The following is a 24753-nucleotide window of genomic DNA, read 5'->3' as shown; positions in this document are numbered from 1 at the left end:
TAAGGAGGGACAAGGATGTTCGAAATATTGATCGTGGACGATCACACACATTTGGTTGATAGTCTGGCGATTGGACTTCCGTGGGAGCAGATGGGGATCACCAATGTCTATAAGGCTTATTCCGGCGAGGAGGCCTTGGAGCTGCTCAATTACCATTCCGTTGATATTGTGGTAACGGATATTCAAATGAATGGGATGACCGGTCTTGAATTGATCGCCCGAATTAATGAGAAATGGAAAAACACAAAAGCGGTAATTATAACCGGATTTGATGAATTTCAATACGCGAAGGAAGCCATTCAACAGCAAGTTAGCGATTATCTCTTGAAGCCGGTATCGAACGAAGAATTGGAACAAACCCTTCGGAGCATTATTAATCGGATTACAGAAGAAGGAAATGAGCTGTTGAATCAGCAAAAATTTGTTTACCGTTTCCGAGAAAGCTTGCCCAAATTAAGAGAGATGTTTTTGTATGAATTGATTTCCGGCAAAAATTACCCGATATCTGATCTGAAGGAGAAGATCCATCTATATGGGCTTCCCTTTTCTGTTGAAAGGGAGGCTATCCTCTTATGTATGAGAGTAGAGGAGGATTATTCCAATACGGATCTTTATAGTCTCTCGCTGATCGAATATGCCATGTTCAACATCGTAGAAGAGGTTTTTTCGGATAAATTTAATGTGATGCATTGCAAAGATTCGCATGATTATTTGATTTTCCTGGTTCAAGCAAGTGCAATAGAGCAAGCAGACGTAGACAACTCCGCAATAATAGAAGATCTGGCTAGGCTCTCCCAGCATCAAATTAAATTATATTTAAAATCTAAAGTTTCCTTTGTGCTAAGCAATGGAGGGGGATTCCCGAAGGACGTACAGTTCATGTACCACTCTGCGCTATCCATTTATACCGATTATATCGGAAATCAGACGGAAAGTTTTTTTAATGTGACGCAAAAGAAAGAGGTTTTCGAAATCCAGCCGCTTGCGGAGCTTTATCGTCCTCAAACGTTAATGGAGTTAATTGATATCGAGCAGTGGACGGCATTCGAGAGCAAGCTGACCCGGATATTCGACGAGCTCGAAGGCGCAGGTAGCGGAGCCCGTGAATATGGGCTTGAAATCTACGTTACTTTGCTGCAAACCTATTCCTATTATTTGCACAAGAAAGGCAAACGAATCTTTGAAGTGTTTGGCAGAGATATCGAGAAAATGCTGAAAATTGATGCCAGTTGGAGCTTGGAGCCATTAAAAGAATGGGCCTTCGGCAGCTATGTCCAAATTAAAGCTTACAGCGACAGCCGTTCGGACAATATACGCTTCGACCTGATGGAACGGATTCGCCGATTTATACAGGAGAATATAAAAGATATAACGCTTCAAACGGTAGCGGATCATGTCAACCTGCATCCTGTTTATATATCCAACTTATTCAAGCAGGAAACAGGAGAAAATTTCTCAAACTACGTACTGCGCCTACGAATGGAGAAAGCGGTTCAATTGCTGAAGCACAAGGATTTGAAGATAAGCCAAATTGCGCTTGAAGTTGGCTATCAGAAACCGCAGTATTTTATTAAGCTGTTTAAATCTCACTACGGGATGACGCCTCAAGAATTTAAGAACAGCGACCTATCCTTGAAGAAGTAGTTAAAAGAATTAGCCAAAAGAAGTAGACGAAAGAAGGCTTCAATTGCTTTGCCATATATCTTTATAGCAATCTGCATAATACCGAATTTCGGCATTCGCAATTTGATACCGACAACCCGATGGACGTGACAGCAGGTGATCACTTCATCTCGGTGTTACCGTTACTGAACTGAAAAGAGGCATGAGCTGAGCTCATGCCTCTTTCTATTAGCCTTGTGCCGTTAGCTGTGCCAGCTCGGTAAAATACATATCCATAACCGCCATGTTCGTCGTTAGCAGGTTACTCAGCAGCTCCGTGCTTAGACGGTCCCGCTCGACGTCAATTCCGCTGCGAAAGCGCAGCTCGCCATCTGCGAGGTCCATTTCGAAGCAGCCAATCGGTAAATTATAGTTTACCTCTGTCATCCAGTCCATTGCGTCCGATCTGCGAGCTTCCGGCACCATAACAGGGTAAACCGAGTAGATGAGGCACAGACTTTTGTCCTCATCCGTTGCGATGAGGACTGTCCATTGACCCGAGTCTCCGCTAAATTTCACGGAAAGCAAATCGGAGTCCTCGCGAAGAAAGCTCCAATTCCAGCCGTCAAGCAGTTGATCTACCGTTTCATGCATAGCTCCCTGAACGATAGCTGCAGCGGCAACACTGGAGCTCGAGTCTGAAGCTTCGGCCCACTGCGTTCGGAAGCCGTGCTTGAGCTTGCCTTCATCAGCTAAATCCTCAGGCAGATTCATTTCCTGCTTGATATCGGTAGCCAGCCAATTTTCACTTATATTAAGCTTAACGTTCGCTTCATCAGTTGAGGAACTGAGTAAAGCTCTAATGATATCCTCGCCACTCGTTGCTTCCTGCAGAACCAGTTCTGCAATTCCTTTGCGGAGCAAGATGTGCAGCTCCACAGGCAGATCCAGGTCGAAGCTGCTAACGGTTAACCCCCCGTTAGCAGCAGGATGCAGCCCGAACCACTCACCCTCTACGATGGTCAGGAAGGCAGTCGAGTCGAGTTCAAGGCGGAGAGTACAGCGCCTTGAACCACCGTCTGCGAATAGCCTGACTTCTTGGAGCTTTGCTGGTATCGATAGGCCAGTCAAAGTGGTAAAGGCAATAGGGTGGTCAAGGATCAGCTTTTCATTACCTAGTTTGCTCATTATGATTACCATCCCTTCTTCTCTGCGCTAGCAGCCGTATTAATTCTGAGAGACTTACTTCTCAAGACCGGCAATGCCGCCAGTCAAGCCATCTTGGTTAAAGCCTATTTTACCGAGTCGTTTTGCTTTCTCTACTTCAACTACGGCTATACCTGCGTCAATCGAAAGTGACTTCACTTGGCTTGCGCTTAACGCAATTTCCCAATCACCGGCAGTTCCAGCCGCATCCCAGCTTTTCTCGAATTCGATTGCTAGCTGCAGCGAGTTGGACAGGCCAATCTTGCCGACTTGCTCAATATCACTGGCAGAGCTGTCTTGTCCAGGCAGCCAACTGCGAATGGTATCATTAACGGTTTCGTCGCCAGTAATTTTCTCGGACAGACTTGTCCCGATGCTGTCGAAATGGCTGCCCATAAACAAGGCGTCACTGCCGGAATCTAGGACTGAGCCCGCCGCACGGGTACCGTCCATCGGAGGTCCGCCGTGACTGCTCTTATATTTGGCTTGAATAAGCGCAACTAGATTTTTTAAGCTGCCGACGGAGGCAGTGACGATTTTACCTGCTATTTCGGCAAACTGACTCGTCTCTTCACCGAATTGTGCAGGTACGTTGGCCGATAGACCGAGGTTAAGCTCTCTTAGCCTGCCCGAGGAGAAGGTCAGGGCTCCTTCGAGCCCAAAGGCAACCTTCGTACTGCCGAGCGTAACGGAAACCTCGGTTGCCCCTTCTACGATATGACGGATCTCGCCCTTGCCAATGCGTTTGGTACGATCCTCAAGCGAAGTGTGCCCCTGACTTTTGTCATCAACCAATTTCTTATTATAGCGGCTTAAATATTTGTATGCTAATTCAGCAGAAAACTCAGCGACACCTGCGTTTGCTTCCATGCCTAATTGTACAAGTACACCAATATCAACAGAGTTGTCGCCAGTCATATCCTGCTCTTCAATCATCATTGCCCATTTCTCGGCTTCTTCAAGCTTAGAGCTGCCCGACCTGCCGCCTTGCCCATAGAAGAAATCTGGCGCCGATTTAGGAACGATAGGGGAGGAGCGCATTTGTCTGTACAAGCCATAGGACATCAAATTCATAACGCTCGTTGTCGTTTTGCCTGATGCGTCGAGATATACGCCTAGTCTGAAGTTCGCATCTAGACCGAACGTTTGGAAGCCTGCTCCGAAAGTAAGCTGTGTATTACACGAAACCTCGTCTTCATCCCGTTCCGCTTCTCCGCCGAATGCAAACAGAAAGTAGAGCCCCGGCGCGCTAGGGACCGGTATTTTTAATTCAACCGCAAGAGATGCGGAATCGCCGGCAGATGGTACGGCAAGATCGACAATTCTACCTAGCTTGGCGAAACCGCTGTTCAAGTTATCTGCCTCTACGGATTGAATCGCTTTTGTCGCGATGCCATCGCTGGTTACTTTTGTTTTAACATCATCTTTAAGGCCGCTCATTTGTGGATTCTGAGCAGGTGGTGTCTTTTTGACTAAGTCGCGTGCTTTTAAAACGGCTTTAGGCTGATTCTCAAGCAGCAGCTTGTTAGCCTCTCGCATAGCACCTGCAATGGAGGCTGCTTTTATCTTCTCGGTAGTAGATGAGTTCCCTTTGACGATGTCGTATGCAGCAGATTTGCCTGCTTCGCCAAGCTTAACCTTTGTCGCGTCCTTAGGCACGGTCGCTTCAATAATCTCCACGGCTTTGTCGGCCATGACCTTATCCACCGAGCCTTTGGCAAGCTTGAAGGCTTTGGTTTTGGCCATCATGGACTTATATTCTTTGGCCAGTGGGGTTGAACTGGTAACCGCGACGTCAATATCCGCATTAGCCTTCTCACGCGCAGCATCCTTCAGCTCTTGGCGGAATGCGTTCAGTTCCTTTGACCTTCGGAATTCACCTCTACCGACGCCAAGCTTAGAGAGAACCGCTGTCTTGAGCGGATTGGCCAGCGCGTTCACATAGATCTCGTCCGTATTTAGCCCAGCAGAGAGAGTTCCGTTCGTGTCCATCGTACTACGATCGGTGACTGCACTTTTACCGGCATCTCCAACATCTATGGTAACATCTAGAAAATTGGCGCCTGCGCTCTTAACCTTAGTACTAACCGCACGCTTCGATTTCGTAACAGAGGCTGAAAGAAGGGAGGAAGTGAGCTCTTTTACTTTTTTATTAGCGGCAGCCAGCGCATTCGTCTTCTGCTCGTCAAGTGCTTTATTCGTTTTTGGGGCTACTGTATCGAATCCTTGCTTGGTAACTGCCTCAAAGTCTGCTTTTTTGGAATCGGGAAGCTCGGTATCCGTTAAGTCTCCTGCATATTTAAGCAGGGACTGGTTAACGCCAGCCTTGGCATAGTCATTCGCGTATTTTTTCGCATCGGTTCTAGCTTGGTCCGAGATACTGGCAGTGGCATCCATATTGTTTTTCACGGCTTCTGTTGCCTTGGCATCCAGACTTGTGCGAATACTAGCGGCTTGGCTGTCCTTACTCAGAAATAGTCCTAGCTGCCCTTTGACTTTCTGTCTTGTATCATCGAGCGCAGCTTGGGCAATCACGGGAGACTGAGCATCTCGGTAAGTTGCAAGCTCTGCTCTTCGTAATTGTTCAGGTGTCTGCGCGGGCGGCGTGGGCGTACCGCCGCTAGCGCCGCCTCCAGTACGCTGGATCACCATTCCTTGCAGTGCGCGATTGCCAGCTGTTCTTTGCAATTGCAGAATTTGGCCTTGTGTCATATGAGAAGGGCCCATTATCGGACCCGCTGGTGCAGAATGACCTCCGCTGACCGGTGCGGCTATTGTTGCGCTTGATGGTTTATTATTGGGTACCTTTTCCTGCACGAATAGACCTCCTGTACCTATGGTGCTTTCAACTATTGCATGACTAAAGGATGAGTTCGCGGACGAACATGATAAATCCTGCATTTTCTAAAAATGCACTCATATATTCAGTAGTCCGAAATGTTCAGTCTCTTTGATTGCTAGCAGCATAGAGCTGATCAAAGCGGATGTTAAATTGTAATCACTTCCAAATTAATTTAGTATATCGTTTGTAATCAGGTAATCAGCTTGTGTTTCTGTATAGAAAACAGGCCATTCCCCCAATAATTGGGTGTGGCCTGATTGAATGGAATAACGGATTAGGTATTATGGAATTGGATTAAAAGGAGGCGTGAAAATAGGGAAACATGCCGTCGGATTTATGGGGCATGTTGGATTAGGTAATTCCGGCCCCTCTTCAAATAATGGTTCAGTAGATTGGAACGTATATCCGACTATTCTACCTTCACTATCTACAGCTGCAAGCGCGATGGAGTTTGGATGTGGATAATAAGTTTCAGTGACGACTGCTTCGCCGCCGAATATCGCACCGGCTGGAGGAAATCCAACAATTAGACCGCTACCGGATTTCACTTCCCATGCTACCGCACCAGGAAATTTGGCGTTTGGAAGTGGAATGAGGCTTAGGACACCGCCTGGTTGAAAGTCGTGTTTGGTGAAGTTAAATGAAGGAATTGTCACCGGTATTGCTTCTTTTAAATAGATGCTGCTAAATTTCAAGATAACTCCTTCGCTGTTCACTTCGTACAAACCGAGGTATTGCGTAATCGCAAAATCAGTAATGTCATCACCAGAAGTGTACTCTTTCAAAGCGTCTATTGTAGACATGTTCGTACCAACGAGTGGAGCAGGAATTGAATTAGCACTGCTCGTAATACGTAAGCTGTTATCCGGATTATGATCATAAGTAATCGCGATCGCATTCAAATTGTCGCCTACCTTAAGCCCATAAGTAATTGGAGACACGGCAGGCGTCGATGTTGGTTGTGACGATGGTGATTCAGTTGGCGTTGATGTAGGTGAAGACGTTGGTGTCGACGTGGGCGCTTGAGTTGGTACTTGAGTAGGCGCTTGCGTCGGAACCGGTGTAGATACTGGCGTAGCCGTTGGAGTCGGCGAAGGTTTGATAGCTACGAATTGTTCTTTGGCTTCGTAAGCACCAGTTACCAATAGGTCTCTTGTGGCACTGGTAGAGCCGCCGAATTTGCCATCTACATTATTATTCAGGAGCTTGAGCTGCAAAGCAAGCTCGACGTAACCTTTGGCCCAGTCGGATACCGTACTATCGGTAACGCCAGGCTTCGATTCCGCTTCATCGCGTTTGCCAAGACCGCGAACGAGGAATGTGGCTAATTGCTCCTTGCTCACTTGGCCGGCTGGATTATATGTACCTTCGCTAAATCCATCCGTGATTCCCGATTTTTTAAGTGCCTCAATATAAGGCAATGCATAACCGTTGGCAGGGTCGTCCGATTTTACGTCTGTAAAGCTGGATGTTTTCAAGTCTTTATTGACATCCAAATTGTAGATCAACGCAGCTACTTTCGCGAACTGAGCGCGATTCATCTCTTCTTTTAAGCCGAATTTTCCTTCAGCCACACCGTCAAAGACTCCAGCACTGATCATTGCGTCGAACTTGGCTTTGGTCGCTGCGTCCAGGTCCTTAAGATCGGTGAAGTCTGCTGATGTTTTGGCCTGTGCAGGGTCATGTGTGAATACGAGCACAGAAGAGCTAAGCAAAGCCACGAGACTCATAATGATCCATGTCTTCTTCATAATCAAACTCCTATCCCTATGTAATAGTTGTCAAACTTAGTTCTATTTTAGCAGATAGATAGTAAACAAGATTTGAAGGGATTTGAGGAAGAAACATCCCGAAATCACTTGATATATAAGGGATGTGGAGGTCCTAAGCAATTAAATACCAAAATTTTCAATTTGTCGAATAAACTAGATATATTGTCTTTTTTGCGCGGAAAATAGCCTTAAAGTCCTAGTTCCTTAAATGCATCAAGCGTTTGATCTCATCGCTGGGATCTTCCCGGTATTCACGTCGTAACATTCGTTTAAGCGCATCGAATTGTTTCAAGGCGGCGAGGCGGTCGTGATCCTCCAAATGCGCTAGAATAAGCTGGGTGCGCAGGATTTCATTCCATGGTATTTGTTTAATCGCTCTTTTGAGGAGTTGGATCGAGGCAGAGTATGACCCTTCGTTCATATAGTAGTCGTTCATCCCCAATACAAGCTTCAGGTAATTGTTCTCGAACGACGCTCGCCGTTGCTCGGTCCAGCTGTAATCCTTGTTCGCCAGGTAGCCGCCCATATACAGCTTAACGGTATTTTCGTATTCGGCGATGTTGCCGCTATGAATGGTCTTGCAGGAGTGAAGCCACCGTTCGAAGGCAATCGAATCGATATCGAACGCCTCGACTCGAATGCGATATTTTCCCTTGTTATGCTGCAAAATATCGACTAGTCCGATGTTCATTAGATTATTACGAAGATAGTGCGCCGTCGTGTTGAAATAGGCGGGAGTTTTCGCGGCATCGTTGCCCCAGAGAGCGTCCATGATTCGAGATCGTTCTACAGCCTCTCCCCGATGATGGACGAGATAGGCCATTAGCTCCTCGGCTTTGGACGTGCGCCATTTCACCGCTTCACCGCTGGGAGTAAGCAGCATTAATTGTCCGAAGCATCGAATTTCGGCTTGCTTATCCTCCATTTTGATTCCTCCTTGGCGGTCTATTTCCGCACGAAAATGTTCTCCATAAGTGTAGCATCGCGAAATCATCTCGCCAAGCGAAAATACGCTGTAATGACGCCTTCCTGGATGACTTGTTCAGGAAGGTTCTTTTTTTGAAAAGATAGGAATGTATATCATGTCGCGAACTTTCTCTTGATTTCTACGGCGAAACGCTAGCTTTGCCGCCAGAGGACGGCTTCAGTCGTCTACGCTTGACGTATAGGAAAGAATACGAGTTTGCTCATGCTTTCTCTATACGTTTCGACGAAACGATGGCGTCTATTGAAAGGACGTCGTCAAGTGTTTCTTCTTATCATGAACGTGTAAAGCATGCAATGTGATAAACGTCACAGCGTTTAACATACATGGAATGTTTTAATGAGGATATTAATTAACGACGAAGGAGAATTTGCTATGAATTTTGCTTTTGCAACGAAATTCGCGAAAATGTATTTTTTGACCATAGTCGCCTTAATTGTATTGGTTTATATCGGCACACGGTTTTTCACGCATATTGATCTAGCGCTTTACGGTTATATGGTCGGCACAATCGTATTTATTGGCGGATTCTTCTACCGGTTTATCGCTTGGGCGGAGCGTCCGCCAACCAAATTAATCATTAAGAAGGGGATCAAGCTGTTATACCGCAGAAGCACTCCGCAAACGTCGGTCGAGCATCTAGCGACCTATCGTTTCATCTGGAATCGCGGCGTCTATCGTTGGACGCAGCATGTGCTGCTGGGCTGGGGCTGCATTCTCTCGGCATGCGTAACTTTTCCGCTCGTGTTCGGTTGGATGTATTTCACAATGGAGGACAACGGTACTTATACGGTTGTCGGCTTCGGGCTTGACATCATGAGGGTGAAGGCTGACGGATGGATTGCGTTTCTCTTCTACAATGCTTTGAATATTACCGCGTTTATGGTTATTGCCGGTGTATGTATGGCGTTGTATCGCCGCATCAAGAACATGCAGGCACGGGCGGAACAAACCTTCGTTTACGACTTTCTGCCGCTCTATCTGCTGCTGTTTATCAGCATCACGGGTCTCCTGCTGACTTTCAGCAACATTGTCCTTCATGGCTGGGGGCATCCAGTTATGACGCTGATCCATCAATGGTCGGTTATCCTGACGCTGATTTATTTGCCCTTCGGCAAGCTGGCGCATATTCCGATCCGCCCGCTCAGTGTGTTCGCGAAAAATTATCGTGAGCATTACGGCGAACAGGAGATGAAGGCATGCAAGGTGTGCGGTACGGGATTCGTTTCTGTGGAGCAGTCGGATGATGTGATTCAAGTGTTGAAGCAAAATGAGATCGAATTTGCAATGACGGAAGGCTTCCATCTGGCTGAGCTGTGCTTGCCATGCAGGCGTAAATACCGCATGTCGAGGTTCGCGGGAGTGGCTACCCACAACATCAAGGCCAAGGAGGCTAACCAGAATGCTAAAGGATAAATTTTATAAAGAAATTCCCAATGTCATTCATCCCAAAGAAAAATTAGTTGCGACTCACTGCTCCTATTGCGGCATGCAATGCGGCATGAATTTGAGAGTGGATACGACTAAAAACACGATCATTGGCGTAGAGCCTAGATATGACTGGCCGGTGACGCTCGGCAAAATGTGTCCGAAAGGCGTTACAGCTTATCAGCAGACGAACCATGATGATCGGCTGCTGCGTCCATTGATTCGGGATGACGCATCGAAGAAGGGAACGAAGGAGGGCTTCCGGGAAGCGACTTGGGATGAAGCTTACGATCTGATTGCTCGTAAATTCAAGGAGCTGCAATCGGAGTACGGCAAGGATTCTTTATCCGTTTATAGCGGCGTATCGATGACGAATGAAAAGTGTTATCTAACGGGCAAGTTTGCAAGGGTCGGCCTGCAGACGCGCTACATTGACTATAATGGCCGATTCTGCATGTCGAGCGCGGCGGCAGGATTTCTTAGAAGCTTTGGCGTGGATCGCGGCTCTACGCTGCCTTGGACGGATATCCATGAAACAGATTGCTTGTTTATAGCGGGCAGCAACACGGCGGAATGTCATCCGACCTCGATGTTCCGGGTTTGGGAGGTACAGAACCGCGGCGGTTACCTGATAGTTGTAGACCCAAGAGAAACGCCGCTTGCAAGGCGCGCCGACATTCATCTGGATCTGAAGCCGGGCACCGATCTGGCCTTGGCCAATTGCATGGTTAATCTTCTGATTCAGAATGGTTATGCGGATGAGAAATTCACAACGGCTCATACGAACGGCTTCGAAGAAACGAAGGAGCTTGTGAGTCAATTCACACCGGAATATACGAGTGAAATAACAGGCGTAGCGCCGGAGAAATTGATTCGCGCGGCAGAGATTTATGGAAAAGCACCGAACGCAATCGTCATGTTCGCACGCGGCATTGAGCAGCAAACGAGAGGGTCGGATAACGTATCCGCCTACACAAATATGAGCTTGGTTACAGGGAAAATCGGTCGTCCGAAAGCGGGCGTTGCGACATTAACGGGACAAGGCAACGGTCAAGGCGGACGCGAGCATGGGCAGAAGGCTGATGCGCTGCCAGGCTACCGTAAAATTACGAATCCCAAGCACGTGGAAGAGGTATGCAAGGTATGGGGAATCGAGCCGGAAGAAATGCCGCTCCCTGGCGTATCGGCTTATGAAATGTTCGACCTTATGCATGACAAAACGATCAGAGCGCTTTACTTGCTTTGCTCTAATCCTGCAGTGTCAGCACCTAACTTGAATTATGTGAAAGCAGCACTGAAGAACTTGGATTTCATGGTTTGTTCGGATATGTATTTATCGGAATCAGCTGAATTCGCCGATGTGGTACTGCCTTCTGTTACTTGGTCGGAGGATGAAGGAACGGTAACGAATCTGGAAGGCAGAATTATCAAAATCAACAAAGCCCAAGAGCCGATTGGCGAATCGAAGCCGGACTGGTTAATTGCGGTCGAGCTTGCAGAGAGATTGGGCCGGGGCAAATATTTCTCTCATCTGACGACAGCAGCCAAGGTGGCAGAGGAATTCAGATTAGCCTCCAAGGGTGGCTATGCAGATTACTACGGCGCGACATGGGACAAAATTGAGAAGCAAAACGGTGTATTCTGGCCTTGCAAGGATGAGGCTGACCCGGGCACGCCATACATGTTCCTCGATCATCAGTATTATCATGCGGACGGCAAAGCTAAAATTTGCGCGCTTCCCTACCGTCCCCCAGCCGAGGAGCCATGCGAGCAATATCCACTCCGCTTAACAACGGGGAGAGTTGTCTATCATTACTTATCCGGCAATCAGACACGGAGAATACCATTCCTGCATGATATGTGCCCAGAGCCATATGTTGAAGTACATCCCGTTACGGCAAAACAGTATGGCATAGAGCATGATGAGCTTGTGCGATTATACACACGCCGCGGCGAAGCTGAGTTCAAGGTCAAGATAACGGAAGCGATTCGTAAGGACACGGTGTTTGTTCCTTACCATTTCGGACATGAGCTGGCGGTTAATTTATTGACCATACCTGCTCTGGACCCGATGTCCCGTATGCCTGAGTTCAAGGCCTGCGCGGCTCAGTTAGAAAAAACAGCAATCAGCAAGGAGGCCGTACGGTGAAGAAATTGCTTTATATCGAAATGGATAACTGTATTGGCTGCCGAAGCTGCTTGGCTGCGTGCACGCAGTGCGGCGGCCATGATGAGCGGAACCGCAACTATGTATATGATGTTAATCCACTCGTCAATCGGCAGACGATACCGCTGATGTGCTTGCACTGCGTTAACCCGGCATGCGCCCGCAGCTGCCCGGCGCAAGCGATACAGATTACGCCTGAGGGCGCCGTATTATCGGCAATGGTTGAGAAATGCATCGGCTGCCAGAATTGTACGATTGCTTGTCCTTACGGTATTCCTAAGTTCGACGAAGAGCAGAACCTCATGTACAAATGCGACCTATGCTATGACCGGACCAAGGATGGCATTCCCCCAATGTGTGCATCTGTTTGTCCGACGAATACGCTGCAATGGATTACCGAGGATGAGCTGGAAATGAAGCAAGAGCAGCACCGTCTGGGGAAATGGATGTCCAGCCATCAGCCTTTCGATCCGCTAGAAGGAGAGACGAATGTGAAGATCAGTCTTCCAGGTATATTGCAAGGGAAACAAAAGCTTTTTTAAGGGGGTTAGCAAATGGAAAAGGATAATGGGAAAAACAATAAAATTCCGTTCGACGAAGATAATTATACACATAATATCCATAAAGCAAATGAGCGGCTTCTGGATCGACGCGGGTTTATGAAGACGATGGTTGGCGCAGCGGGTGTATTCGCGATTTCCACCCTGCCCTGGGGCGGGCTTGCGGCCAAAGAGCTGATGGGATTCCATACGAAAAGCCATGCGAAAAAGAAAATTGTAGATATTGCTTCCCTAGCGATTGGCGAGTCTGCCGAATTCGCTTACCCGAGCGAGCATGAATCTGCGCTGCTTATTCGATTGGGAGAGAACGAGTACAAGGCTTATCAGAATGCTTGTACGCATTTGAAATGTCCTGTCTTCTGGAACCGGGAGGAAGAGAAAATGGTCTGTCCATGCCATCATGGCTATTTCGATGCCAAGTCGGGCAAGCCAACGGCAGGCCCGCCTAGAAGGCCGCTTCCCGAAATTGTTGTAGTCGTAGAGAATGAGGCTGTATTTGCTACGGGAGTGAAACGTTATGAAACGTAGCTATAGAGGCGTAATCATGCTGTGCGTTGTGCTCTTTCTGAATATCGTATGCACCCAATACGTGGTCAATCATTATTTTCATCAAAAATATGAGCTGGTTCTTGTGTTCGCAGTATTGAATATCATTCTGTTCCCGATTGCCTTATATATCTATAAGAAGGAAGGGAAAGCGAAATGAAAGCAGAATTCTTCTTGGATTTATGCTTCATACGTGAACATGAGCCGGAGCCTCCATTCGAACAGGCTGTGGAACAGCAATTACAAAGCTTATTCATAGGTAAAGGCAGCTGGTATATGGAAGCGAAGCAGCAGGATCAGGAGCAAGTCGATATCGTTGTAGCAGAAGTGAAGGGCATGGCGAAATGGCAGCGTGAAGAGGAGATTCTAGCGTACCTGGAGGAGAATGCTGCACCGCAGTTCATGGACTGGCTGCAGGGCTATCGGATTCAGCTTGATATCAAAGAAGCGCATGAAGGCTGCAGCCATTGCGGTGAAAATTAACAAGGAATAAGAGGGATGATCATGGAATGGGAAAAGGGCTTATCTGCCTACGTAGGACGCAAGGTGGAAATATGGATTGAAGATCATTCAGGAGAAGAGCAGACGAAACCAAAGCCATATCCACCCTTGTTCAGAGTGAAGCTCGCTGAAGACGGAAAGTTCATAAAGTTTTATTTGAAGCCTACGCAGTTTCTATCCGTCCCTATATTCGATGGCAGCGCAACAAAGCTGGAGAATACCTGCGCGAGACATCATTTTGTTTCTCATGATATCGAAGGCAAGCTAACGTATTGGGTATACTTCGAGGATATCTCAGCAGCGTAAGAGATGCCCAAATAACAGAAGCCTGAACTCCGTAAAAGGCGGGAGTACAGGCTTTTTCTATGCATAGGTGCAAGGCGAATTTCTAATTTAGCTATGTATTTGTGATAAAGGTCACTGCGGCCTATATGGGCTTGATGGTTTAATACATTTACAAGCCAAGACATACATGCCAAAACGCATAAGCACACAGAAGGAAGGGATTAAGCATGAACAGCAGCAATCGTCAATTGTCTATTCAAACACTCAGTCTAGCTTTAGGTTTCATGATCTGGGTTATTCTGTCTTCGTTGATTCCATTTATTAAGGAGGACATTTCATTAAGTGCAGGCCAGTTGGCTCTGGTTACAGCAACACCAATCTTGTTTGGTTCCTTGTTGCGCATTCCAGCGGGTTATTGGACGAATCGGTATGGCGCGCGAATGTTGTTTATTATTAGCTTCCTGCTGCTGTTGGCACCGATCTACTGGATTAGCGTAGCAGACTCCTTCATCGACCTCATTATGGGAGGAGTGGCGTTAGGGATTGGCGGAGCCATCTTTTCTGTTGGTGTTACCTCTTTGCCTAAGTATTACCCGAAAGAGAAGCATGGGCTGGTTAATGGGATTTATGGCATAGGTAATCTCGGTACGGCGATAACGGCTTTCGCTGCACCGGTGGTTGCCAATCATATGGGCTGGGAAAAAACAGTACTGATGTATGCCGTGCTTCTGGCCATCTTTATCGTCATTAATTTTTTGCTTGGTGATAAGCATGAGCCGAAAAGCACCACCTCTCTGACGGAACAGATTAAAGGAGTATACCGGAATGAGAAGTTATGGCTGCTATGCTTATTTTATTTCATCACTTTCGGATCATTCGTGGCATTTACCGTTTACCTGCCTAACTTTCTGGTCTCCCATTTCGAGCTAACCAAAGTCGATGCAGGTATCCGGACAGCCGGCTTCATCGTTCTGGCTACGATCATGAGACCAGTCGGCGGCTGGATGGGGGACAGATGGAATCCATTTACCATTCTGATGGTTGTGTTCGGCGGCTTAACGTTATCGGCCGTTATCTTATCCTTTGCACCATCCATTGAAATCTATACGGTAGGATGTTTAACGATCGCGCTATGCGCGGGTACAGGGAACGGTACGATATTCAAGCTGGTTCCGATGTATTTCTCGAAGCAGGCGGGTATTGCGAATGGGCTCATATCAGCAATGGGAGGTTTGGGCGGCTTTTTCCCGCCATTGCTTCTTACGGCGCTCTTCAATCTGACAGGACACTATGCGATCGGGTTTATGGCGCTGTCCCAAGTGGCTCTGGCTAGCTTAATTCTTGTGATCTGGATGTACTATCAGGAGAAGCTGAGTTTAACACTAAGCATTATGGATCAAACCTCCCAAGGGATCATGGTCACTGATCCGAAGGGGTTTATTCAATCGGTTAACGGACGCTTTACTGAAGTTACCGGCTACTTGTCAGAGGAGGCGGTTGGTCAAACCGCGAGCCTGCTGAAATCAGGAAAGCAGGATAAAGCATTTTACGCCGGTATGTGGGCATCTCTGCAAAGTACAGGAAGCTGGCAAGGAGAAATATGGAATCGTCGCAAAAATGGAGAAATCTATCAGGAATGGCTGACTATTAATTGTATTCGCAATGATGCGGGAGAAATCAAATGTTTTGCTGCGATGTTCAGCGATATGACACCAACCAAATAGCCACGGGCACGTGAGTGTATCCTTTTGTTTAACATGTGTTTAAAAGAAACGGGATAGGAGAAGTGATGGCGATGCTTTCGGGAGTGGTTTTGGCAGGTGGAACAAATCGACTAATAAATGGGGAGCTGAAGGCACTTCTTTCTTTTGGCGGACAACCAATGATTGCGAGGCAATTGGATCGAATGCGGGAAATTTGCGATGAGTTGATTGTCGTAACCCAAGATCCTACCCCTTTTTTAAATATCGTTAATCGGTCAGTACGTATTATTACCGACTTTTATGAAGGCCAAGGTCCTCTTGGAGGCATGCACGCAGCTTTGTCTCTCGCGAAGCACGCTTCTGTATGGGTAGTCGGGTGCGACATGCCTTTCATATCTAATAAAGCGGCTGAGCTATTGTTAGAAAGGAAGCGGGATGGTTTTGAAGCCGTCGTTCCTATGGTAGCTGGTGAGCGGTATCCATTACACGGTATCTATGATCGGACATGCGCCTCGCATATCGTTCCGCTTCTTCAACAGGGAGAAACGCAGCTTTCTTCGTTGCTAAAGCATATTTTCTGGGGTGAGCGGGATGACCGGTATTTGTGCGAGAACGGTGTTGACTTGAATTTTGTATCCAGTATAAAAACGTTTGACGACTACGAGGTCATGCAGCGGTTGGAAGTCTTCAAATCAAACCAAGCTGGATGAAAGGATGGTTATGCAATGAAAAAAGGCAGCGATAAATACGTCCGGAGGGCAGTAAAGGTTGACTATGCCCAGCTTGTGATTCTGCAGCATATCCGCCCGTTAAGCAGCGAGTATGCATCGATAGATTCATGTTTGCATAGAAGAATTTCGGAGTCATTGCTATCGAAGGAATGCATGCCGCATTTTCGAAGGTCGGGATTAGATGGCTATGCCGTTTGGAGTGAAGAAGCTGGATCTGCATCTACGCAGAACAAGGTATGTCTTAGAGTGATTGATGAAGTGCCTGCGGGTTCCGTCTCAGCTCAACGGGTGATTCCCGGAACGGCGATTCGTGTGATGACAGGATCAGCCGTTCCAGAGGGTGCGGATGCGGTTGTCATGTTCGAGCAGACCGATGAGCTTCAACTGGATGGAGAGGATTGTATCCGAATTAAACATAAAGTCGAGTACGGGCAAAATATTGCGAATCCCGGGGATGAAATAGAGTCAGGGCAGCTACTTATGGGCGCAGGCACTCGCGTGGGGCCTGGACAAATGGCGCTGCTCGCTTCACTAGGGTATGAGCAGGTTCCCGTTTACCGGCGTCCGATAGTAGGTATATTAACGACTGGAAGTGAGCTGATCGCTGTAGGCGAGCCGCTTCAACCGGGGAAAATACGCAATAGCAATGCCTATATGCTTGCAGCGCAAATACAGCAATACGGGGGGCATGTTGTCCACCGTGGCACGGTTTCGGATGATATCGACCAAGTGGCGAGCACAATTCACGCGGTATTAGAGAAATGTGACATGCTGATTGTCAGCGGCGGGGTATCTGTCGGAGACTATGATGTTATGGCACAATTTTTTGCTGCAACGAGCGGGAACGAGGCCGAGCTGCTCTTCAATAAAGTGGCTATGCGGCCGGGAAGCCCGACCTCGGCTGCGGTCATAAATAAAAAGCTCGTCCTCGGATTATCGGGCAATCCCGGTGCTTGCTTTGTAGGCTTTGAGCTGTTTGCGCGTCCTGCACTGCTTGCGATGCAAGGAATAGATGGCCTTGCTCAGTCTCCTATCAAGGCGACGATAACGACTGATTACAAAAAGGGATGCCCGCATGATCGGTACGTTCGAGGGCGGATGACAATCTCCCAGCAGCAAGTAACGGCATGTGTGCTGGAGAAGAATAGTTCGAGCATGCTGGTCTCTATTCAAGAGGCTAACTGCCTCATCCTGATCCCATCAGGCTCCACAGGCATCTCTGCCGGCGAGGTCGTTGAACTGATTGCTTTACCTTATGAAACAACACCGTATTAAACGAGGTGGATGATGGGATAGAGCGGTTAACACGAATTTTTGTTTCCTTGGGCGTTACAAAAATACGGATTACAGGCGGGGAGCCTTTGCTGAGTAAAGACATTACCGATATCATTTGGCGTATTCGCCAAGTAGAAGGCGTAAAAGATTTGGCTGTTACAACGAACGGCTCACGATTGAAGCTGAAAGCACAATCGCTGAAGGATGCGGGGCTGGAGCGAATTACGGTGAGCTTGGACAGCTTGGATGATAATCGGTTCGGAGCTATGAACGGAGTAGGTTTATCGGCAACGAGGGTACTGGAAGGCATCGATGCGGCGGCGTCCGCAGGCTTATCCGTAAAGGTAAATATGGTCGTCCAAAAAAATATCAATGATCAGGATATTGTTCCGATGGCCCGGTACTTCCGCGAACGCGGTCATATCCTTCGATTTGTTGAGTTTATGGATGTCGGGAACAGTAACGGCTGGAGTTTGAAGCATGTGGTTCCAGCAGAAGAGGGGACCGTTATTCTGAAACGAGGCTTTCACATACACATGTTAAACAAAAAGTGGAAATGTCGCATATCGGCGGATAGTGTGATGTACCGCACAGCTAGAGCCGGCTTGCGCAGATATACTTAAACAATAAGGTGAATTGAAATGAGTATTTGGAGGGATTTGGAATGGAGGTAAAGGTCTTAAACAATGGTTCAGGGCTTGCATCATCTAACCCGGCTATGCTTTCCTTTGCGACCGACCGTCTGAAGGAGGAGCATGAGCACTTACGAAATCAATTGAAAATATTTGAATCGCATGCCAAGGAAGTCATCCTGATTGATGATACAGAGAAGGGCTTGCAAATCCTTCAGCAACTGAGAAGCGGGCTGCTTCCCTTTATGTATGATCTGGAGCAGCATGTCGAATGGGAGAAACAGGATTTATTCCCGTTCCTCATGTCTTATTTTAATCGAGAGCCCGTTCCTACGATACGGCCTTCCTTATGGGTGCTCGAGAAGGACCATCAACTGAGTGTTTCGTTTATCCATTCGTTCGACGAAGCGGTTACAGCCATTGAGTCGACAGCCGTCAAAAAAGAGCTTGCGGAAGCAGCAGCCCATCTGGTGCAGGCTTGTTTATTATTGAATGACCATTTCACGATGGAAGAACAAATTATTCTCCCCTTAACAGAGAAAATTTTAATGGATTTAGAATCCTTTTTTTCATAGAATGATGGGGATTGATTTCGTTCAACCGATATAGGGAGTCATGCTGATAGGGTTAGGCGTCAATGCCTGGTTACTGATGGGAATTGGAGGCTGTCTATTATCTATTTGCTCCGTCATGTATATCGGTTTAATCTCCCCCCCGTGTTCGCACGTTAAAGCTGGAGACACTTCACGTTTATGGAGTATCGCATGATATTACATTCTGCATATTTCCGTTGGGCAATTTTCACAATGGCAAATACTGCGCAGGAAGGCAGCATTTTTAATGATGATATAACCATTTTGTAATTCTAGCACCTCTTCTTTACGCATGTCGCTTAACATCCGATTGACGTTCTCGCGGGTCGAGCCGATCATATCAGCCAGTTCCGAATTGTTGATTTTATAGTCGATCAGCACATGCTCGCCACTGGGTACGCCGTAGGAGTTGCTCAATCTGATCAGTAACGAACACAACGCGCCTTGTTTGCCATACATCATCAAATCACGGAATTTGCTTTCGGTCATCCGATGAACGAGGCCCATCCATTTCATAAATTCAATCGCTAAATCGCCATGCTGCCATATTAGAACTTCCAGATCCTTTCGCAAAATAATGCCTACTTCGCAATCTGCGGTAACCTCTGCGCTAAAGCCCTGTACAGAATCTTGAAAGGGATCGATTTGACCGAACAAATCGCCAGCTTGATGCAAATACAGGATAAAGCTTTTGCCCAGCTCCGACATCTTCGTGATGCGAACCCCGCCCTTTATGACAAAGTATAATTTGTCCGCTGTGTCGCCTTCCCAGAATAAATGCTCGCCTTTCTTTGCTTGCTTGAGATACATAATGCTCTTTAATTTATCGAAATTCGCCTCTGAGAACAATCCCATAATGCCTTTATGATGAACGAAATTTGTTGTAACGGGTGCTGTTTTTTCTTCTTTTACCGGAAAATGAATGGTCATGCGGACCAACTCCTCGACGTTTCTTGTTACCTTAATGATAAAGGAGTTAGCCGTGTTTGTTTATCGGGAGTTCTACTGATCTTTTGAAATTTCCTGAGAAGGTGTGATGAAAATCACAGACAAATCCCTTATAGCTCTGAGACCTCGATAAGGGAAAGCGCTGATTGAGAAATCAGGGTTTTCCCTTATTTACAGATCGTGCATGGGAATGGTTGGGCATCGTGCTTCGTTGCTGAAGAGCCTTCGCAGGCCGTTATTCTCGAGGGAATTTGTCGATTCTGCCAATCTCGTGGATGTAAAACCTGAACGTCGCCGTAAGAGGCACAATAGCAGGGAGGGCAGTGACAATATAGAATGGAATGGTATCTTCGATGGGATTCGGCGGGGGAAATAATCTATTTCGAGTCAAAGCTAATGGACATAAAAAAATGACGCCTAATCCATGCAAGGGCCATCTTCTGTCAGCTAAACTCAGCCGCGGTTAAATGAAATTGTCCACTATCAGACTTAATACGTCGTTCTGTCTGAGAGTAATAAAAAAAGAATTGAACGAAAAATAACGCTATGATATAATCATTAGCGTAATTGACAAATTTAAATTAGGATCGAATCCACTTCTTTTCCTAATTTAATTCTACATCTGGAACTTTGATTTGTCAATGCTCTTTTTTATCCCAGAAAAAGGAGTGTGTTTAGTGGAAATACAAGCGAAGGATTGGCGGCAGGAACAGGAGAGGCTGGCATGGGTTAGGAACAAGCTGCAGGCGAGGATAACCGAACTGGAGCCGGAGGTTGCCGGGCTGCACGATCAGGCGACAGACATCCGCAAGCGGTTTTGGGAAGAAGTTACGATTAACACCAGTACGTACGAAGATTTCGAAGAGAGCTTCTACACAATTAACCAGCAGTCCGCTATATTGGCTGAACGGGAGCGCGGCCATAAGCTGTTGACGCAGCAATGGAAAAACTTAAACCGTCTGCTCCCGTCTCCTTATTTTGGACGCATCGACTTTAAGGAGGACGGTGAGAACCAGAGCGAGCAGATTTATATCGGCGTATCTTCCTTCATCGAAGAAGACGGCTTGAGCTTTCTGATCTATGACTGGCGTACGCCAATCGCGAGCCTATACTATGACTGCTCTCCCGGATTGGCGTCTTACGTCACGCCGGCAGGACGAATCGAAGGGGCGATGGAGCTTAAACGGCAGTATCAAATTCAAAACGGACAAATCCGAAATATGTTTGACGCGAACGAAACGATTGGAGACGAATTGCTGCAGCAGGTACTCGGAAAAGGTGCGGACTCGCAAATGAAGAGTATCGTTGCAACTATCCAGAAGGAACAAAACGCGATCATCCGTAATGATAAAAGCCATATGCTCATCGTACAAGGGGCGGCCGGCAGCGGGAAGACTTCAGCGGCATTGCAGCGGGTGGCGTACTTGCTGTACAAACATCGCCAGACGATCAGGGCCGATCAGATTGTGCTTTACTCACCGAATCCGATGTTTACCAGTTATATCTCCACCGTTCTTCCGGAACTCGGTGAGGAGAATATGCAGCAGACGACTTTTCAGGAGTATCTCGACTATTGGGTAGGTTCCTCGTTGCGGCCGGAGGATCCTTTTGATCAGATCGAATATGTACTGACCGCACTAGGAGCACCGGGGTATGAGGCACGTCTTCAGGGGATTGAATATAAAGCTTCGCAGGCTTTCTTGCATGCCCTCCAGAACTATGGAATGTGGTTGGGACGGGAAGGCATGCGCTTCAACGATATTCGGATTCGGGACCGCACTTTGATTGCAGCGGAGCGAATGAGAGCGGAATTTTATCGTTTTGACCGTTCCTTGCCACTGCTCAACCGCGTCGTTCTCTTACAGGATTGGCTGCTGAATGAGCTTGCTTCGCTTGAACGCCTGGAACGGGATGCGCCATGGGTACAGGATGAGTTGAATTATCTCGATGCCGAGCAGTATGCAGAAGTTTTCGACATGCTGCACAAGGATAGGGAAGTATTCGACATCTCGGAACAATTCGCCACAGTTCGCGAGATAATGAACAATAAGCGTAGAAAAGATGAAGGTGATTTTGACTTTTCCCGCAGGGAGGAAGATATGCTACGCCGCAGGATTGTGAAAGAAAGCTTTAAACCGTTAAGGAAAAGTGTAAAGAAATATTCGTTTATAGATGTCAAAGGCATATACGGCCAATTGTTTGAGGGCGAAGCCGCTTATCGGGAGAAGACGGGTGTGGCAGTCATCCCCCCGCTGTGGACTGAAATATGCAGACAAACAAAGGAAACGCTGCTCCGAAATGAGTTGTTTTACGAGGATGCGACTCCGTATTTGTATGTAAAAGAATTGATTGAAGGCGTCCGGACGAACACGGAAATCCGGTATGTCTTCGTTGATGAGGGGCAGGATTATTCGACATTTCAATACGAGTATTTAAAAAAGCTGTTTCCGCGTGCGCGGATGACGGTACTCGGGGATTTCGGGCAAGCGATTTTCATGCAGTCTACAAGCTTGGCTGCATCCGATTCGCCGCTTGTACGTCTTTTTGGCGAAGCTGAAACAACCCTTGTCAGCCTTGTCCGCAGTTATCGTTCAACTAAGGAGATTGTTGAATTTACGAAACGGATGCTTCCAGGCGGGGAAGAGATTGCACCGTTTGAAAGGGGAGGCCCAAAGCCCCTTCTGACGAGAGCTGTTGGAGAGGAGATGCGTGATGCGCAAATTCTGGCCGACATCGAGGCGCTAATAGCCGAGGGCTTCGATTCCATCGCCGTCATAACGAAGACTGCAGCCGAAAGCCGTGAGGCCCATGAATCGTTGCGGATTCATGGAGTAGAAGCCACGCGCCTCATAACGAAGGATACGCTGGACTTTGAAAAAGGTGTGATGGTCATTCCTGTGTATCTAGCCAAGGGTGTCGAGTTTGATGCCGTTCTGGTCTATGACGCTTCGCCTGAAGCATACGGCCGGGAAAACGAACGCAAGCTTCTATATACAGCGTGCACGCGGGCGATGCACCGGCTTCATCTTTATACCACTGGTGATTGGTCGCCGTTCGTGCAGGCATTGCCTGCAGATTTGTACGAGAAAGCGTCATATTGACGGTTGTAAGCAAGAATGACATGACGAATCCTTTTTTCCACGTGTCGACTTCTCACCTACGAGCAGAGCAATTTGATTCTCGACCGTTATTTTCATCCATAAACAGCTCAATGAGCAGAAAGCAGGAACATATGTCAGCTCCTTCGCAAACAAAACCAGTGGCAGCCGGCGGAGACAACTTCTCGCTGAAAGCCATTCTCCCCCCGCTCATAGCTATTATTGTTGCCATGATCATGGTTATTCTGGACAGCACCGTCGTTAATAATGCCATTCCGAAACTCGTAGAATACTTTGACACCGATCTGAAGACGATCCAATGGACCATCACGGGCTATACGCTGGCCTTAGCGGCCGTTATCCCGCTTGCAGGCTGGATGACCGATAAATTCGGATCCAAGCGAATTTTCATGATTACGATCGCTTTGTTCACGATTGGCTCCGTGCTGTGCGGCATCGCGCAGACGCCGGAGCAGCTGATCATATTCCGCGTCATTCAAGGCTTGGGCGGCGGCATGGTGGCCCCGATCGGGATGACTATGGTGTTCAAGCTCGCGCCTCCAGAGCGCCGCGGATCCATCATGGGCCTGCTCGGCATCCCCATGCTGCTGGCGCCGGCATTCGGTCCGGTGTTATCCGGCTGGCTGGTCGATTCTGTCAGCTGGCATTGGATTTTTATCATCAATCTGCCGATCGGCATTATCGCTCTCTTTCTTGGGTATAAATATTTGCCAAAATCCGATCGGCATGCGGCGCCGCACCTGGACCTCATCGGCATGTGCCTCGCGCCGATTGCCTTCTCCATGCTGGCGTTCGGCGTAAGCGAAGGCGGCACCAGCTGGTCCAGTCCTTCGACCATTACGGGTTTGACCGTCGGCGGCATTGCGCTCATCCTTTTTATTTTCGTGGAACTAGGACAGAAGCAGCCGTTGCTGGAGCTGAAAGTGTTCAAGTCATCCGACTTTACACGCAGTATCATCTTGACATGGATCGTACAGCTCGCGATGTTCGGCGCAATGCTGATCGTGCCGTTGTATCTGCAGGGCGTCATGCACTACACCGCGTTTGAAACGGGCTGGATCCTGATGCCTTATGCACTATGCGCGGCTATCGGCATGCCAATCAGCGGCCGATTGTTCGATAAGATCGGCGCGCGGCCGCTCGCCTTCTCCGGTCTTACCGTTGTGTCCATTTCCCTTTACATCTTGTCTGGCATATCGGTGGATACCTCGTTGTGGGTGATTATCCTGTGCATAAGCATCATGGGTCTCGGCATGGGCTTCTCCATGATGCCGCTGAACACGCATGTCCTGAACTCTGCGCCTCGCGCTCTGGTGAGCCGCGTTACGCCGCTGACAACAGCAGCTCAGCAAGTCGTCGTCTCGTTCGCGGTCGCGGGCTTGACCGGCTATCTGACGTCGCAGATCAATTCACACGCCGCAAGCGCGGGAGCGGACGCCAATCCGCTAAGCGCCGTCGTCGCGGGTTACGGCGACACGTTCTTCCTGTCTGCGTGTCTCGCGACCGCGGGTATCGCACTGTCGCTCCTTCTGCGTAAACCGAAGCAGCAGGTAGAAGACAGCCCCGTCGGCGGGGATAATCCGGATCCGGCGGCGATGATGGGTCACTAACTGCGGATCGGACAGAGATTCGCTCGAATGCATTTGCCTTGGCCTTTTGTTGGCCAAGGCTGTTTTTTTTGATTATTATTGAGTTCAGGAACATTAGCATGATCAGGGCTATTCGTTTTTCCGAACATGACAAGTCATAAGGGGTTATGATACTAGAGGAACAGTGAAAATCAAGAGTGGGGACATGGAAGAAACTGATCTAAATCTGCGTGGTCTTTAAGCAATGATAGACAGGATTCTTCTTAGGT

19 protein-coding genes and 1 pseudogene are annotated in these 24753 nt (G+C 47.8%); 15 read left to right on the top strand and 5 right to left on the bottom strand.

Annotation, left to right across the window (positions count from 1 at the left end; all coding sequences use genetic code 11):
- The first annotated feature begins 15 nt into the window (after positions 1-15).
- A complete protein-coding gene (locus AB4Z29_RS24690) occupies positions 16-1644 on the top strand; it encodes a response regulator transcription factor (protein ID WP_441945646.1) in 1629 nt (542 codons plus the stop codon).
- A 207-nt stretch (positions 1645-1851) separates the two neighbouring features.
- Here the strand turns inward: AB4Z29_RS24690 and AB4Z29_RS24685 are convergent, their stop codons facing one another.
- From AB4Z29_RS24685 to AB4Z29_RS24670, 4 genes are all read right to left on the bottom strand, one after another.
- On the bottom strand, positions 1852-2790 hold the full coding sequence (locus AB4Z29_RS24685; RefSeq protein WP_441945645.1) for a YbjN domain-containing protein: 939 nt from the start codon (positions 2788-2790) through the stop codon (positions 1852-1854).
- 54 nt (positions 2791-2844) lie between these two features.
- The gene (locus tag AB4Z29_RS24680) at positions 2845-5625 is read right to left on the bottom strand and encodes a hypothetical protein (RefSeq protein WP_441945644.1); all 2781 of its coding nucleotides are present in this window, start codon (positions 5623-5625) and stop codon (positions 2845-2847) included.
- A gap of 306 nt (positions 5626-5931) precedes the next feature.
- Positions 5932-7401, bottom strand: coding sequence for an S-layer homology domain-containing protein (locus AB4Z29_RS24675; RefSeq protein ID WP_441945643.1), 1470 nt, complete (start codon positions 7399-7401; stop codon positions 5932-5934).
- 217 nt (positions 7402-7618) lie between these two features.
- Positions 7619-8347 (bottom strand): AfsR/SARP family transcriptional regulator, encoded by a 729-nt coding sequence (locus AB4Z29_RS24670; protein WP_441945642.1) that lies wholly within the window; start codon positions 8345-8347, stop codon positions 7619-7621.
- 435 nt (positions 8348-8782) lie between these two features.
- On the opposite strand from AB4Z29_RS24670, the gene AB4Z29_RS24665 reads away from it, so the two are divergent.
- The 12 genes and pseudogenes from AB4Z29_RS24665 (at position 8783) to AB4Z29_RS24610 (ending at position 18810) form a co-directional block, all read left to right on the top strand.
- Positions 8783-9823, top strand: coding sequence for a hypothetical protein (locus AB4Z29_RS24665; protein ID WP_441945641.1), 1041 nt, complete (start codon positions 8783-8785; stop codon positions 9821-9823).
- Entirely contained in the window at positions 9810-11984 is a 2175-nt protein-coding gene (locus AB4Z29_RS24660) for a molybdopterin oxidoreductase family protein (protein ID WP_441945640.1), read from the top strand. Before AB4Z29_RS24665 ends, AB4Z29_RS24660 begins: the two co-directional genes overlap by 14 nt.
- Positions 11981-12544 (top strand): 4Fe-4S dicluster domain-containing protein, encoded by a 564-nt coding sequence (locus tag AB4Z29_RS24655; protein ID WP_441945639.1) that lies wholly within the window; start codon positions 11981-11983, stop codon positions 12542-12544. Before AB4Z29_RS24660 ends, AB4Z29_RS24655 begins: the two co-directional genes overlap by 4 nt.
- A 12-nt stretch (positions 12545-12556) precedes the next feature.
- Entirely contained in the window at positions 12557-13090 is a 534-nt protein-coding gene (locus tag AB4Z29_RS24650; RefSeq protein ID WP_441945638.1) for a Rieske (2Fe-2S) protein, read from the top strand.
- Complete coding sequence (locus AB4Z29_RS24645) at positions 13080-13268, top strand: hypothetical protein (RefSeq protein ID WP_441945637.1); 189 nt, start codon at positions 13080-13082, stop codon at positions 13266-13268. The genes AB4Z29_RS24650 and AB4Z29_RS24645 overlap by 11 nt, the downstream gene beginning before the upstream one ends.
- Positions 13265-13591 carry a hypothetical protein gene (locus AB4Z29_RS24640; protein ID WP_441945636.1) on the top strand — a complete coding sequence of 109 codons (327 nt, stop codon included), beginning with the start codon at positions 13265-13267 and terminating at the stop codon, positions 13589-13591. Before AB4Z29_RS24645 ends, AB4Z29_RS24640 begins: the two co-directional genes overlap by 4 nt.
- 21 nt (positions 13592-13612) lie before the next feature.
- Positions 13613-13915: a hypothetical protein gene (locus tag AB4Z29_RS24635; RefSeq protein WP_441945635.1), complete on the top strand. Its 303-nt coding sequence runs from the start codon at positions 13613-13615 to the stop codon at positions 13913-13915.
- A 206-nt stretch (positions 13916-14121) separates the two neighbouring features.
- The gene (locus tag AB4Z29_RS24630; protein ID WP_441945634.1) at positions 14122-15618 is read left to right on the top strand and encodes a nitrate/nitrite transporter; all 1497 of its coding nucleotides are present in this window, start codon (positions 14122-14124) and stop codon (positions 15616-15618) included.
- Between the two features lie 71 nt (positions 15619-15689).
- The gene (gene mobA, locus AB4Z29_RS24625; protein WP_441945633.1) at positions 15690-16307 is read left to right on the top strand and encodes a molybdenum cofactor guanylyltransferase; all 618 of its coding nucleotides are present in this window, start codon (positions 15690-15692) and stop codon (positions 16305-16307) included.
- 15 nt (positions 16308-16322) lie between these two features.
- Positions 16323-17603 carry a molybdopterin molybdotransferase MoeA gene (locus AB4Z29_RS24620; RefSeq protein WP_441945632.1) on the top strand — a complete coding sequence of 427 codons (1281 nt, stop codon included), beginning with the start codon at positions 16323-16325 and terminating at the stop codon, positions 17601-17603.
- Between the two features lie 17 nt (positions 17604-17620).
- Positions 17621-18103, top strand: a pseudogene (locus tag AB4Z29_RS24615) (radical SAM protein); the annotation flags it as partial.
- A 164-nt stretch (positions 18104-18267) separates the two neighbouring features.
- The gene (locus tag AB4Z29_RS24610; protein WP_441945631.1) at positions 18268-18810 is read left to right on the top strand and encodes a hemerythrin domain-containing protein; all 543 of its coding nucleotides are present in this window, start codon (positions 18268-18270) and stop codon (positions 18808-18810) included.
- Positions 18811-19005: 195 nt separating this feature from the next.
- Here the strand turns inward: AB4Z29_RS24610 and AB4Z29_RS24605 are convergent, their stop codons facing one another.
- Positions 19006-19683 (bottom strand): Crp/Fnr family transcriptional regulator, encoded by a 678-nt coding sequence (locus AB4Z29_RS24605; RefSeq protein WP_441945713.1) that lies wholly within the window; start codon positions 19681-19683, stop codon positions 19006-19008.
- Between the two features lie 776 nt (positions 19684-20459).
- On the opposite strand from AB4Z29_RS24605, the gene helD reads away from it, so the two are divergent.
- Together helD and AB4Z29_RS24595 are read left to right on the top strand one after the other, a co-directional pair.
- Complete coding sequence (gene helD, locus AB4Z29_RS24600; RefSeq protein WP_441945712.1) at positions 20460-22877, top strand: RNA polymerase recycling motor HelD; 2418 nt, start codon at positions 20460-20462, stop codon at positions 22875-22877.
- 131 nt (positions 22878-23008) lie between these two features.
- On the top strand, positions 23009-24505 hold the full coding sequence (locus AB4Z29_RS24595; RefSeq protein WP_441945630.1) for an MDR family MFS transporter: 1497 nt from the start codon (positions 23009-23011) through the stop codon (positions 24503-24505).
- The last annotated feature ends 248 nt before the right edge of the window (positions 24506-24753 follow it).

Origin of the sequence: Paenibacillus sp. 2TAB23 (assembly GCF_052115165.1) — a bacterium.
GTDB lineage: Bacteria > Bacillota > Bacilli > Paenibacillales > Paenibacillaceae > Pristimantibacillus.
Note: the sequence above shows the minus strand (reverse complement) of the source record. Positions and strands in the feature narration are given on the sequence as shown.

Excerpts from the sequence above, each read along its gene's own strand:
- AB4Z29_RS24665 (WP_441945641.1), top strand. The coding sequence starts at position 8,783 with ATGAATTTTGCTTTTGCAACGAAATTCGCGAAAATGTATTTTTTGACC.
- AB4Z29_RS24635 (WP_441945635.1), top strand. The coding sequence starts at position 13,613 with ATGGAATGGGAAAAGGGCTTATCTGCCTACGTAGGACGCAAGGTGGAA.
- AB4Z29_RS24605 (WP_441945713.1), bottom strand. The coding sequence starts at position 19,683 with ATGGGATTGTTCTCAGAGGCGAATTTCGATAAATTAAAGAGCATTATG.
- AB4Z29_RS24630 (WP_441945634.1), top strand. The coding sequence starts at position 14,122 with ATGAACAGCAGCAATCGTCAATTGTCTATTCAAACACTCAGTCTAGCT.
- AB4Z29_RS24685 (WP_441945645.1), bottom strand. The coding sequence starts at position 2,790 with ATGAGCAAACTAGGTAATGAAAAGCTGATCCTTGACCACCCTATTGCC.
- AB4Z29_RS24690 (WP_441945646.1), top strand. The coding sequence starts at position 16 with ATGTTCGAAATATTGATCGTGGACGATCACACACATTTGGTTGATAGT.
- AB4Z29_RS24640 (WP_441945636.1), top strand. The coding sequence starts at position 13,265 with ATGAAAGCAGAATTCTTCTTGGATTTATGCTTCATACGTGAACATGAG.
- AB4Z29_RS24650 (WP_441945638.1), top strand. The coding sequence starts at position 12,557 with ATGGAAAAGGATAATGGGAAAAACAATAAAATTCCGTTCGACGAAGAT.
- AB4Z29_RS24595 (WP_441945630.1), top strand. The coding sequence starts at position 23,009 with ATGTCAGCTCCTTCGCAAACAAAACCAGTGGCAGCCGGCGGAGACAAC.
- AB4Z29_RS24675 (WP_441945643.1), bottom strand. The coding sequence starts at position 7,401 with ATGAAGAAGACATGGATCATTATGAGTCTCGTGGCTTTGCTTAGCTCT.
- AB4Z29_RS24645 (WP_441945637.1), top strand. The coding sequence starts at position 13,080 with ATGAAACGTAGCTATAGAGGCGTAATCATGCTGTGCGTTGTGCTCTTT.
- mobA (WP_441945633.1), top strand. The coding sequence starts at position 15,690 with ATGCTTTCGGGAGTGGTTTTGGCAGGTGGAACAAATCGACTAATAAAT.
- AB4Z29_RS24660 (WP_441945640.1), top strand. The coding sequence starts at position 9,810 with ATGCTAAAGGATAAATTTTATAAAGAAATTCCCAATGTCATTCATCCC.
- AB4Z29_RS24670 (WP_441945642.1), bottom strand. The coding sequence starts at position 8,347 with ATGGAGGATAAGCAAGCCGAAATTCGATGCTTCGGACAATTAATGCTG.
- AB4Z29_RS24610 (WP_441945631.1), top strand. The coding sequence starts at position 18,268 with ATGGAGGTAAAGGTCTTAAACAATGGTTCAGGGCTTGCATCATCTAAC.
- AB4Z29_RS24620 (WP_441945632.1), top strand. The coding sequence starts at position 16,323 with ATGAAAAAAGGCAGCGATAAATACGTCCGGAGGGCAGTAAAGGTTGAC.